Genomic DNA, 11,230 nt, shown 5'->3' with positions numbered 1-11,230 from the left:
ATGGCGGAGACCGACATCGGCACGGGCGCGATCGCCGCTGCCGCCGCGAGTGCCTCTGCCGCCGCGAGCGCGGCGGGAGTCTCGATCCGGCTCCTCGACGACGTCGAGGACTTCACCCGCGTCTCTGAGCTCTTCCAGAGCATCTGGACGAAGCAGGGCGAGGCCTCCCCCGTCAACGTCGAGACGCTGCGCGCGCTGTCGAAGGCCGGAAGCTACGTCGGCGGCGCGTTCGACGGGCACGAACTCGTCGGCGCCTGCTTCGGATTCTTCGCCTCGCCCGGTCGGCGCGCCCTGCACAGCCACATCGCCGGGGTGTCCGGACGGATGCGGGGACGCAGCGTGGGCTTCGCGCTCAAGGTGCACCAGCGCGCCTGGGCGCTGTCCGAGGGGCTCGAGGAGATCTCCTGGACGTTCGACCCGCTCATCAGCCGCAACGCGCACTTCAACCTCGTGAAGCTCGCGGCCGAGCCCACCTCGTACCATCGCAACTTCTACGGGCACATGGCGGACGCGCTCAACGGTGCGGACGACACCGATCGCATGCTCGTCACCTGGTACCTGCACGATCCGCGGGTGGTGGCCGCGGCCGGGGGCGCCCCCGGGGCGCCGGATCTGTCTGCGGCGGACGCGGTGCCGCTGCTGTCCGTCGGCGACGACCTCGCACCGCTGCTCACCCCCACCGACGCCCGTCTGGTCCGCGTCGCCCTCCCCCGCGACATCGAGGCGCTCCGGCTCCGCGACCCCGATCGTGCGACGCGGTGGCGGCTCGCCCTGCGTGCCACGCTCGGCGATCTGCTCGACGCCCGGGGGCGCGTGCTCTCGTTCGACCGATCGGGGGCCTACACCATCGACAGAGGAGAACAGGGATGAAGCTCACCGGATTCGAGCTGCGCGTGATCGAGATGCCGCTGGTGTCGCCGTTCCGCACGTCGTTCGGCGTCCAGACCGTGCGGGAGGCGCTGCTCGTGCGCGCCGTGTCCGACGAGGCGGAGGGCTGGGGCGAGGGCGTGGCGATGAACGACCCGCTCTACTCCTCGGAGTACGTCGAGGCGAGCGTCGACGTCATCACCCGCTTCCTCCTCCCCGCCCTGGCCGGAGTCCGCGACCTCGATGCGGCCGGCGTCGCCCCGGCACTCGCACCGTTCAAGGGACACCGCATGTCGAAGGCCGCGGTGGAGCTGGCGGTGCTCGACGCCGAGCTGCGCGCGACCGGAGTGCCGTTGTCGCGCGAGCTCGGCGCCGTCCGCGACCGTGTCGACTGCGGGGTCTCGGTCGGCATCATGGACTCGATCCCGGAACTGCTCGACGCGGTCGCCGGGTACCTCGACGAGGGGTACGTGCGCATCAAGCTGAAGATCGAGCCGGGCTGGGATATCGAGCCCGTGCGTGCGGTACGCGAGCGCTTCGGCGACGACGTGCTGCTGCAGGTCGACGCGAACACCGCGTACCACCGCGGCGACGCCCGCCATCTCGCGCGGCTCGACCCCTTCGACCTGCTCCTCATCGAACAGCCCCTGGACGAGGAGGACCTGCTCGGCCACGCCCAGTTGGCGAAGAGCACGACCACGCCGATCTGTCTCGACGAGTCCATCGTGTCCGCGCGGGCCGCGGCCGACGCCATCGCGCTCGGAGCCTGCTCGATCGTCAACATCAAGCCGGGACGGGTCGGGGGCTATCTGGAGGCCCGCCGCATCCATGACGTCTGCGCGGCCAACGACATCCCGGTGTGGTGCGGCGGCATGCTCGAGACGGGCATCGGACGAGCGGCGAACGTGGCCCTCGCGGCGCTGCCGGGCTTCACCCTCCCCGGGGACACGTCGGGCTCCGGCCGCTACTACTCTCGGGACATCACCGACCCGTTCGTGGTCGATGACGGCACGCTCACGGTGCCCACGGGGCCCGGGATCGGCGTGACCCCGCACCAGGACGCCCTCGATGACGTCACCGTGCGCACGGAGTGGATCACGTTCTAGCGGACGAGGCGGCGCCGCCGGGTCTGTTCGGGGCGACGAAGAATCGCTACTCTTTCGTCGTGCCCCACAGATCCGAGGCCGTTGCCCGGCCCCTAGCCTGGGCCTCGTGCTCATGTCCGTGACGACACGTCCGCGCGCCAGCCTCGGCCGCGTGATCGAAGACCTCGGCACCACCCTGCTCGAGGTCGTCGGCGGTGCCGTCGACGACGACGTCGTGATCGAGACCGTCGTCATCCACGACGTCCTCGATGACGCGATGCCGCTGCGCGGAGCCCTCGTGCTCGGGGTCGGCCTCAGCGAGCCCGAGGAGGTGGCGACGCTGCTGGACACGCTGGGGCAGCAGGGGGCGGCCGCCCTCGTCCTCCGCGCCCCGGTCCGGACCGAGCCCGTGCTCCGCGAGGCCGCGACCGCGACCGGCGTCCCCGTGCTCGCCCTCACCCGCGGAGCTTCGTGGGCGCAGCTCGCCGCGATGCTGCGGTCGCTCATCGCGGAGGGGGATGTCGGCGACCAGGCGGCCACGACGCTCGGCGGCATGCCGTCCGGCGATCTGTTCGCTCTCGCCAACGCCATCGCGACGCTGCTCAACGCCCCCGTCACGATCGAGGACCGGAGCTCTCGCGTCGTCGCGTTCTCGGGGCGACAGGACGAGGCGGACCCGGCCCGGATCGAGACGGTCCTCGGGCGTCAGGTCCCCGAGCGCTTCGCCCGCCAGCTCGAGGAGCGGGGCGTCTTCCAGGCGCTGTACCGCAGCGAGGATCCCATCCACGTCGGGCCCGTCCACAACACCGAGGGGCTCCCGTCCTACCCGCGGGTCGCGCTGGCCGTCCGCGCCGGTGACGAGATCCTCGGCTCCATCTGGGCGGCGGTGCAGGAGCCTCTGGCGCCCGACCGCGTTCGCGCGCTGAAGGACTCCGCCGGCCTCGTCGCCTTGCACATGCTGCGGCTCCGGGCGGGCGCCGACGTCGAGCGGCGGCTGCGTGCCGACCTCCTCGCCACGATCCTGGAGGGCGGCCCCGGGGCGGCCGACGCCGTGTCGCGGCTGCGACTCGACGACCACCGCTGCGTCGTGCTCGCGTTGTCCGCGGTCGAGCAGCCGGACGACGATCCGTCCGCCGGAGCCCGCCGCATCGCCGAGCGCCACCGGGTCGCCGACGCGTTCGCCGTGCATCTCGGCGCCGTGTACCTCCGCTCCGCGGTGGCGCTCATCGGCGACGTCGTGTACGCGGTCGTCGCCCTGCGGCCGGAGACGGGGACCGCGGAGGGCGCGGGCGATGCGGACGCCAGAGCCGCCCGCGTGGCCACCGACTTCCTCGGCCGCCTCGGCGCCGCCGAGGACATCCGCATCGGCGTGGGGACCGTGGCCCCCGACGCCTCAGGGATCCCCGCCTCCCGAGCCAACGCCGACCGGGCGCTGCGGGTGGGGCGGCAGTCCTCCTCGGCGGAGCCGGTGGCGCTGTTCACGGCCGTGCAGATGGAGGCCCTCCTCGTCGAGCTCGGCGACCTCGTCCGCGCGCGCGGTGACCAGCCCACCGGTCCGGTCGCGAAGCTGCTCGCGCAGGACCGCGAACGAGGGACGCACCTGGTCGAGACCCTGCGCGCCTGGCTCGACGCCTTCGGCGACGTCGCCGTGGCCTCGGCCCGCGTCTACACGCATCCGAACACGTTCCGCTATCGGCTGCGCCGGCTCGCGGAGATCGGCGGGATCGATCTGTCCGACCCGGACGCGCGTTTCTCGGCGATGGTGCAGCTGCGCCTGCTCGCCCCGGAGTCTTGAGCCCGACCGGCGGGGCCTCTCCGCCCGCCCCGGCACGGACCAGGACGGGCGGCCGGGGAGCTCGTGGCTCCGCCGCTGTTCGTCCCACCCGACGACTCATGACCGATGGGGGAACGCCGCAGGCGTCCGCTCGTGACCGACACCCTGCGTATGTGACAATCAGTTGAACAGACGACGATCGATCAGACCAGAGCCGGAATCCTGGTTGATCGATCTGACCAATCCACCACGGGCGGGGACGATGACGGTGAACGATATGGCCACTCTGCTCGACGCGACCGATCGCCGTATCCTCGCCGTGCTCGACACCGACCCGCGACGTCCGGTCGCCCTCATCGCCCAGGACCTGGGTCTCGCCCGCGGGACCGTGCATGCGCGCCTCGAACGCCTGGAGTCGAGCGGCCGCTTGCGCCCGCACAGCGCCCGTGTCCTCCCTGCGGCGCTCGGCCGCGGCGTGGCGGCATCGATCCTCGTGGAGCTGGACCAGCATCAGATCACCGCCGCCATCGAGGCGCTCAGCCGCATCCCCGAGGTGCTGGAGTGCTTCGCCCCCGCCGGGGACACCGACCTGCTCCTGCGCGTCGTCGCGACCAGCCCCGACGACCTCTACCGCGTGGCCGAAGTCGTGCGTCTGTGCCCCGGCATCCTGCGCACGTCCACGAGCCTGTTCCTCCGTGAGGTCATCCCGTATCGCGTGAGTGCGCTCCTGCAGGCGGAGTGAGCGGGCCGCGCGCGCCCGGGTTCAGCCGATGATGCGGGCTCCGGGGACGGCGCCGTGCACGTGCAGCGGATCGAGACCGCCCTCGCGGAGGGCCGTCTGCACCGCCTGCGCGGACTCGGGATCCGCGCAGAGGAGGGCCACGGTCGGCCCCGAGCCGGACACGAGACCGTGCAGCGCACCGGCCGCGACCCCGCGTTCGATGGTCTGCGCGAGATCCGGCCGCAGGTCGAGCGCGGCCGCCTGGAGATCGTTGTGGAGCGCGTCGGCGAGCTGCCAGGCGTCTCCGGTCCGCAGCGCCTGCAGCACCGGGATCGGCACGTCCAGCGAGAGCGGCGGATCGTCGGCGAGCGCCCCCTCCTCCTCGCGCAGCTCGTCGAGCCGGGTGTACACGGCGGGCGTAGACAGCCCCTCGTCGCTGGTCACCAGCAGCCAGTCGAAGCGGCCACGGGCAAGAGCCGGGTTGAGCTGATCGCCGCGGCCGGTGCCCACGGCGGTGCCGCCGTGCAGCGCGAAGGGGACATCTGCACCGAGCCGCGCTGCGAGATCGTGCAAGCGGGCCGCGGAGAGTCCCGTTCCCCACAGGGCGTCGCAGGCGACCAGGGCGGCCGCGGCGTCCGCGGAGCCCCCGCCCATGCCACCGGCGACGGGGACGCTCTTGCGGATCTGCAGCGCGACCCCGCCGGGATGATCCGTCGCCGTCGCCAGCAGCTTGGCGGCCCGCATCGCGAGGTTCCGGTCGTCGAGCGGCACCGAGCCGTCGTCCTCCACCCCGGTCACCGTGATCGAGAAGTCGTCGGCGTCCCTGGCGATCACGTCCTCATACAGCGACACCGCCTGGAAGACCGTCGCGAGGGCGTGATAGCCGTCGTCATGGCGCCCGCCGACACCGAGGTAGACGTTGATCTTCCCCGGCGCGCGCACGTGCACGGACCCGGAGGACGCGGCGAGGCTCATGAGCGGGTCACAGGTCCGACGAGGTCGCCCACAGGTTGACGTCGATGGCGCCCGCGAGCTCGTCGATGCGGCGGAGCTCCTCGTCGGTGAACGCGGGACCGTCGAGCGCGGCGAGGTTCTCGTCGAGCTGCTCCGTGCGCGACGCGCCGATGAGCGCCGAGGCGACGACCGGGGTGCGCAGCGTCCACTGCAGCGCGAGCTGCGCGAGCGACTGCCCCCGGCCCTGCGCGACCTCGTTCAGCGCACGGAGCGTCTCGACGGCCTCGTCGGTCAGCTTGCCCTTCGGCAGCGAACCCCGCTGCTGCGCGCGCTCGGCCGTGCCGTCGCCGAGGTACTTGTCGGTGAGGAGGCCCTGGGCGAGCGGGGTGAAGGCGATGGCGCCGAGGCCCGACTCCTCGAGGGTCTGCGTGAGGCCGTCCTCGATCCAGCGGTTCAGGATCGAGTAGGCCGGCTGGTGGATGACGAGCGGCGTCCCCAGCTCCTTCGCCACGGCGACGGCCTCGGCCGTGCGCTCCGCGCTGTACGAGGAGATGCCGACGTACAGCGCCTTGCCCTGGCGGACCAGGGTGTCCAGCGCCCCGACGGTCTCGGCGATCGGGGTGACCGGGTCGACGCGGTGCGAGTAGAAGATGTCGACGTAGTCCAGCCCCATGCGGGTGAGCGACTGCTCGGCGCTCGCGAGGATGTACTTCCGGCTCGCGTAGTCGCCGTACGGTCCGGGCCACATGTCCCAGCCGGCCTTCGACGAGATGATCAGCTCGTCGCGGTACGGACGCAGGTCCTCCGCGAAGATGCGGCCGAAGTTCTTCTCGGCCGAACCGTACGGCGGGCCGTAGTTGTTCGCCAGGTCGAAGTGCGTGATCCCGTTGTCGAACGCGTGACGCAGGAGCGCCCGCTGGTTGTCGAGCGGGATGTTGTCGCCGAAGTTCCACCAGAGCCCGAGCGAGATCGGGGGGAGGTACAGGCCGGAGGCGCCGACCTGACGGTAGGCGAACCGTCCGTAGCGGCCCTCGTCGGCAGCGTACGGGCGGTGCAGTTCGGGGACGTCGGGGCGGAAGCGGGGGGAGTCGGTCACCGTGCCAGATTAGCCGCTGACGCCCGAACCCTCGATCGCCGTTGCGTGCTGGGCGATCCGCTGGTAGTCGTCGACCGTGAGGTCCTCCCCGCGGGCGGTCGGCGCGACGCCGGCCGCGGTCAGCACCTCGGTCGCCGCGGCGGAGCTGCCGAAGATGCCGGAGAGGGCCTGCCGCAGCATCTTGCGTCGCTGGTTGAAAGCCGCGTCGACGATGGCGAAGGTGCGCCGGCGCTCCTCCACCGGGCCGCGCTCGCCCTCGGAGCGGTCGAAGCCGACGAGGAGGCTGTCCACGTTCGGCACCGGCCAGAAGACCTGGCGGGAGACGTTGCCGGTGAGCTTCCACTCGCCGTACCAGGCGGCCTTGACGCTGGGCGAGCCGTAGATCTTCGAGCCGGGCTTCGCGGCGAGGCGCTCGGCCACCTCGGCCTGCACCATCACGACGCCCCGCTGCAAGTACGGGAAGGTCTCCAGGAAGTGCAGCAGGACGGGCACCGACACGTTGTACGGCAGGTTCGCGACGAGGACGGTCGGCTCGCCCGGCAGCTCCGTGACGCGGAGCGCATCGGCGTCGACCACCGTCAGCATCCCCTCCGGCACGCCGTGCTCGTCGGCGGTCTGCGGCAGGCGGGCGGCGAGCCGGTGGTCGATCTCCACCGCGGTGACCGCGGCCCCGGCCTCGAGGATCGCGAGGGTCAAGGACCCGAGTCCCGGTCCGACCTCGACCACCCGCTCCCCCGGCTGCACGCGGGCGGCCTGGACGATCTTCCGGACGGTGTTCGCGTCGACGACGAAGTTCTGTCCGAGCTTCTTGGTGGGGGTGACATCGAGCTCGGCGGCCAGACGGCGGATCTCGGTGGCCCCGAGCAACGTGACGGTCATGGTCCCATTCTCGCGGATGACGGGCCGTGCCCGGATCCTGGGTGGGTTCCTGGGTGATGTCCGTGATCATCGCTATCCTTCGGGGGTGCCCTCCCTCGGTGAACTGATCGCTCCGCGGCGCCTGGGCAGGGATTTCCGCTGGCTGCTCGCGTCGTCGTGGACGAGCAACATCGGAGACGGTGTGGCGCTGGCCGCCGCTCCCCTGCTCATCGCGTCGATGACGTCGTCGCCGATCCTCGTGGCCTCCGGCGCCATCCTGCAGTTCCTGCCGTGGCTGCTCTTCGGCCTGCACGCGGGGGCCATCGCCGACCGCTTCGATCGGCGGCGTCTGGTGATGACCGCCAACGCCGTGCGCGCCGTCGTGCTCGCGGCCCTCTGCGTGTTCCTCGTGACGGGAACCGCGAACATCGGGATCGTCCTGGCCGTCGCGTTCCTCTACGGCACCGCGGAGGTCTTCGTCGACACTGCGGGGAGCACGCTGCTGCCGATGCTCGTGAAGCCGGCCGACCTCGGCATCGGGAACGCCCGCCTGCAGGCCGGCTACCTCGTCGCCAACCAGTTCGCCGGACCGCCGCTGGGCGCTTTCCTGTTCGCCGCCGGGAGCGCGTGGCCGTTCCTCGTCGAGGTGCTGTGCGTGACGCTCGCGATCGTCCTGATCTCCCGCATGGCGCGCACGCCCGTCCCACCGCGGGAGACCGAGACCCACCCGCCGGTGCACACCGACATCGCGGACGGGCTGCGCTGGCTGTGGCACAACCCGCCGGTGCGGATGCTCGTGCTCATCATCCTCGTCTTCAACGTGACCTGGGCCGCGCCATGGGGCGTGCTGGTGCTCTATGCCACCGAGCACCTGCAGATGGGTCCCGTGGGCTACGGCGCCCTCACCACGGCCTCCGCGGCGGGCGGCATCCTCGCGACGCTGAGCTTCGGCTGGCTGGAGCGGCACGTGTCGTTCGCGAGCCTGATGCGCATCGTCCTGTCGCTCGAGGTGCTCATGCACCTCGCGTTCGCCCTCACCACCACGGGCGCGGTGGCCCTCGTCATCATGTTCTTCTTCGGGGCGTACGCCTTCGTGTGGGGCACGATCTCCACGACCGTCCGGCAGCGGCTCGTCCCCGCTTCCCTGCAGGGGCGCGTCGCCTCGGTCAACATGGTCGGCGTCTTCGGCGGCATGATCGTCGGCCAGGCCCTCGGCGGCGTCATCGCGCAGACCTGGGGCCTGACCGCGCCCTGGTGGTTCGCCTTCGGCGGGGCGGCGATCACTCTGGTGCTGGTATGGAAGCCCATCTCGCACATCGTCAGTGCGAAGCCGGTCGCCGAGACGGGGCCGGAGGACGTCGAGCCGGAGGGTCAGTCGGCGAACGAGCCGTAGACCCGGAGGGTGTTCTCGGCGAGCTGCGCGGCGAGCTCGTCCACATCCCGGTCGAGCTCGGCGGCCAGGAAGCGCACCGTGAGCGGCACGAGGTACGGCGCGTTCGGGCGGCCCCGCAGCGGGACCGGCGTGAGGAACGGCGCGTCCGTCTCGACGAGGAGGCGGTCGAGCGGGGTGACCTTCAGCGCGTCGCGCAGGTTCTGCGCGTTCTTGAACGTCACGTTCCCGGCGAACGACAGGTAGTAGCCCTCGTCGGCGCACACCCGGGCCATCGCCTCGTCGCCGGAGAAGCAGTGGAACACGGTGCGCTCGGGGGCACCGACCCGCGCCAGGGTCTCCAGCACGGCCTCGTGCGCGTCCCGGTCGTGGATCTGCATCGCGATGCCGTGCTTCTTCGCGAGCGCGATGTGCGCCTCGAAGGAGGCGAACTGCGGCGCACGGCGCTCGGGTTCGGTGCGGAAGAAGTCGAGCCCGGTCTCGCCGATCGCGCGCGTGCGCGGATGCGCGGCGAGCTCGTCGATCACGGCGAGCGCCTCGTCGAGGCGACCCTCCTCCGCGTAGGTCGGGGCGTCGTTCGGGTGGATGGCGACCGCGGCGAGGACCCGGGGGTCGGACGCAGCGGCCTCGACCGCCCAGCGGGACGACTCGATGTCTCCGGATGCCTGCACGACGCCGATGACGCCGACGGCCTCCGCCCGGTCGAGCTGGGTCTTGAGAGACAAGGGCTGGTCACCATCGGCGATCTCGAGGTGCGCGTGGTTGTCGTACACGGGCACGGCGAGGGGCTCCGGGGCCGCCGGGTAGGTCCGGTCCTTGCGCCCGTCGCCCGAGCGCTCGCGCACGTAGGTCTCCGCCATGGTGTCCTGCCCGGATGTCAGGCCGTGGACTCCACGCGCGGGAAGAGCGGCGCGAGGCCGTTGACGCTCGTCCCGGGCTTCAGCACGCCCCAGGAGCCCGCCTCGCGGATCGGCTGGTCCTGCAGCCGACCCAGGGTCTCTGCGGCGCCGAGCGCGATCCACAGCTTCTCGGTCGACTGCGGCATCACCGGCGACAGCAGCACGGCGAGCGCCCGCAGCCCCTCGGCGCACGTGTAGAGCACGGTGCCCAGACGCTCGCGCTGGTCCTCGTCGCGGGCGAGCGCCCACGGCTCGTTCTCGGTGATGTACCCGTTGAGCGCGTCGACGATGGTCCAGATCGCGGAGATCGCCTCGTCGATGCGGAACTGGCCGATCGCGGCGTCCGCCTTCGTCGCGGCGTCCGCGACGATCCGCTGGATCGCGAGGTCGGCCTCGGTGTACTCGGCCGCCGGCGGCACGACACCCTCGAAGTACTTCTCGATCATCGCGGTCGTGCGCGAGGCGAGGTTGCCGAAGCCGTTCGCGAGCTCGGCCTGGTACCGCGCGGAGAGGTCCTCCCAGGAGAACGAGCCGTCCTGACCGAACGCGATCGCGGACAGGAAGTAGAAGCGGTACGCGTCGGAGCCGAAGACGTCGGTGATCTCGGTCGGCGCGATGCCGGTGAGCTTCGACTTCGACATCTTCTCGCCGCCCACGAGCAGCCAGCCGTGCGCGAAGACGCCCTTCGGGACGTCGAGCCCCGCCGCCATCAGCAGCGCCGGCCAGATCACGGCGTGGAAGCGCAGGATGTCCTTGCCGACCACGTGGTAGGCGGGCCAGCGGCGCGCGAAGGTCTCCTCGTCGGAGCCGTAGCCGACGGCCGTGGCGTAGTTGAGCAGCGCGTCGACCCACACGTAGATGACGTGCGACTCGTCCCACGGCAGCGGGATGCCCCAGTCGAAGGTCGAGCGGGAGATCGAGAGGTCCTTGAGGCCCTGGCTCACGAACGAGACGACCTCGTTGCGCGCCGAGTCGGGCCGCACGAAGTCGGGCTCGGTCTTGTAGAGCTCGAGCAGGCGGTCCTGGAACTCGCTGAGCTTGAAGAAGTAGTTCTTCTCCTGCAGCAGCTCCAGCGGCTTCGAGTGGATGGCGCAGACCTTCAGCCCCTCGAAGGGACCGGTGCCGTCGACGATCTCCGACTCCGGCTTGAACTCCTCGCAGCCCACACAGTAGAGCGCCTCGTACTCGCCCGCGTAGATGTACCCGCGGTCGTAGAGCCGCTGGAAGAACGTCTGCACGTTGGTCTCATGCCGCTCCTGCGTGGTGCGGATGAAATCATCGTTCGCGACGTCGAGGGTCTTCAGCAGCGGGAACCAGCTCTCGCTGACGAGCTTGTCGACCCACTCCTGCGGGGTGACGCCGTTGGCGGCCGCGGCCCGCAGCATCTTCTGACCGTGCTCGTCGGTGCCCGTCAGCATCCAGGTGTCGTCCCCCGCCTGGCGGTGCCACCGAGCGAGGGTGTCGACGGCCACCGTCGTGTACCCGTGACCGATGTGCGGCACATCGGAGGGGTAGTAGATGGGCGTGGTGATGTAGAAGGAGTCGCCAGCGGGCATGGGGACAATTCTAGGTGCCCCCATGCCCGT

General features: G+C 71.3%; 10 protein-coding genes. 5 read left to right on the top strand and 5 right to left on the bottom strand.

Annotated elements, in window-relative coordinates:
• The 4 genes from DW296_RS07140 to DW296_RS07125 all read left to right on the top strand — a co-directional run bounded on the left by DW296_RS07140 (nucleotide 1) and on the right by DW296_RS07125 (nucleotide 4,468).
• Nucleotides 1-870: a GNAT family N-acetyltransferase gene (locus DW296_RS07140; protein WP_136051669.1), complete on the top strand. Its 870-nt coding sequence runs from the start codon at nucleotides 1-3 to the stop codon at nucleotides 868-870.
• Complete coding sequence (gene menC, locus DW296_RS07135) at nucleotides 867-1,973, top strand: o-succinylbenzoate synthase (RefSeq protein WP_136051668.1); 1,107 nt, start codon at nucleotides 867-869, stop codon at nucleotides 1,971-1,973. The genes DW296_RS07140 and menC overlap by 4 nt, the downstream gene beginning before the upstream one ends.
• Before the next feature lie 112 nt (nucleotides 1,974-2,085).
• Nucleotides 2,086-3,747, top strand: a complete 1,662-nt coding sequence (locus DW296_RS07130; protein ID WP_205807878.1) for a PucR family transcriptional regulator — start codon at nucleotides 2,086-2,088, stop codon at nucleotides 3,745-3,747.
• Nucleotides 3,748-4,003: 256 nt separating this feature from the next.
• Nucleotides 4,004-4,468 (top strand): Lrp/AsnC family transcriptional regulator, encoded by a 465-nt coding sequence (locus tag DW296_RS07125; protein WP_136051667.1) that lies wholly within the window; start codon nucleotides 4,004-4,006, stop codon nucleotides 4,466-4,468.
• Between the two features lie 21 nt (nucleotides 4,469-4,489).
• Here the strand turns inward: DW296_RS07125 and DW296_RS07120 are convergent, their stop codons facing one another.
• The 3 genes from DW296_RS07120 to rsmA are packed head-to-tail and all read right to left on the bottom strand — an operon-like array spanning nucleotide 4,490 to nucleotide 7,376.
• On the bottom strand, nucleotides 4,490-5,422 hold the full coding sequence (locus DW296_RS07120) for a 4-(cytidine 5'-diphospho)-2-C-methyl-D-erythritol kinase (protein ID WP_136051666.1): 933 nt from the start codon (nucleotides 5,420-5,422) through the stop codon (nucleotides 4,490-4,492).
• Between the two features lie 7 nt (nucleotides 5,423-5,429).
• Nucleotides 5,430-6,497 carry an L-glyceraldehyde 3-phosphate reductase gene (mgrA, locus tag DW296_RS07115; protein WP_060922917.1) on the bottom strand — a complete coding sequence of 356 codons (1,068 nt, stop codon included), beginning with the start codon at nucleotides 6,495-6,497 and terminating at the stop codon, nucleotides 5,430-5,432.
• 9 nt (nucleotides 6,498-6,506) lie between these two features.
• Nucleotides 6,507-7,376, bottom strand: a complete 870-nt coding sequence (gene rsmA, locus DW296_RS07110) for a 16S rRNA (adenine(1518)-N(6)/adenine(1519)-N(6))-dimethyltransferase RsmA (protein ID WP_136051665.1) — start codon at nucleotides 7,374-7,376, stop codon at nucleotides 6,507-6,509.
• A gap of 85 nt (nucleotides 7,377-7,461) precedes the next feature.
• On the opposite strand from rsmA, the gene DW296_RS07105 reads away from it, so the two are divergent.
• The gene (locus tag DW296_RS07105; RefSeq protein ID WP_136051664.1) at nucleotides 7,462-8,748 is read left to right on the top strand and encodes an MFS transporter; all 1,287 of its coding nucleotides are present in this window, start codon (nucleotides 7,462-7,464) and stop codon (nucleotides 8,746-8,748) included.
• Here DW296_RS07105 and DW296_RS07100 read toward each other — a convergent pair.
• Together DW296_RS07100 and metG are read right to left on the bottom strand one after the other, a co-directional pair.
• Nucleotides 8,727-9,605 carry a TatD family hydrolase gene (locus DW296_RS07100; protein WP_136051663.1) on the bottom strand — a complete coding sequence of 293 codons (879 nt, stop codon included), beginning with the start codon at nucleotides 9,603-9,605 and terminating at the stop codon, nucleotides 8,727-8,729. The two genes, DW296_RS07105 and DW296_RS07100, sit on opposite strands and share 22 nt — an antisense overlap.
• A gap of 17 nt (nucleotides 9,606-9,622) precedes the next feature.
• On the bottom strand, nucleotides 9,623-11,200 hold the full coding sequence (metG, locus tag DW296_RS07095; protein WP_136051662.1) for a methionine--tRNA ligase: 1,578 nt from the start codon (nucleotides 11,198-11,200) through the stop codon (nucleotides 9,623-9,625).
• Nucleotides 11,201-11,230 lie beyond the last annotated feature (30 nt).

The organism is Microbacterium sp. K36 (genome assembly GCF_004794355.1).
In the GTDB taxonomy this organism is placed as follows: Bacteria; Actinomycetota; Actinomycetes; order Actinomycetales; family Microbacteriaceae; genus Microbacterium; species Microbacterium paraoxydans_D.
The sequence above is the reverse complement of the archived record's forward strand: the minus strand, read 5'-3'. Positions and strand labels throughout refer to the sequence as shown.

Coding starts and splice junctions, on each gene's coding strand:
- DW296_RS07140 (WP_136051669.1), top strand. CDS start 1: ATGGCGGAGACCGACATCGGCACGGGCGCGATCGCCGCTGCCGCCGCG.
- menC (WP_136051668.1), top strand. CDS start 867: ATGAAGCTCACCGGATTCGAGCTGCGCGTGATCGAGATGCCGCTGGTG.
- DW296_RS07130 (WP_205807878.1), top strand. CDS start 2,086: ATGTCCGTGACGACACGTCCGCGCGCCAGCCTCGGCCGCGTGATCGAA.
- DW296_RS07125 (WP_136051667.1), top strand. CDS start 4,004: ATGGCCACTCTGCTCGACGCGACCGATCGCCGTATCCTCGCCGTGCTC.
- DW296_RS07120 (WP_136051666.1), bottom strand. CDS start 5,422: ATGAGCCTCGCCGCGTCCTCCGGGTCCGTGCACGTGCGCGCGCCGGGG.
- rsmA (WP_136051665.1), bottom strand. CDS start 7,376: ATGACCGTCACGTTGCTCGGGGCCACCGAGATCCGCCGTCTGGCCGCC.
- DW296_RS07100 (WP_136051663.1), bottom strand. CDS start 9,605: ATGGCGGAGACCTACGTGCGCGAGCGCTCGGGCGACGGGCGCAAGGAC.
- metG (WP_136051662.1), bottom strand. CDS start 11,200: ATGCCCGCTGGCGACTCCTTCTACATCACCACGCCCATCTACTACCCC.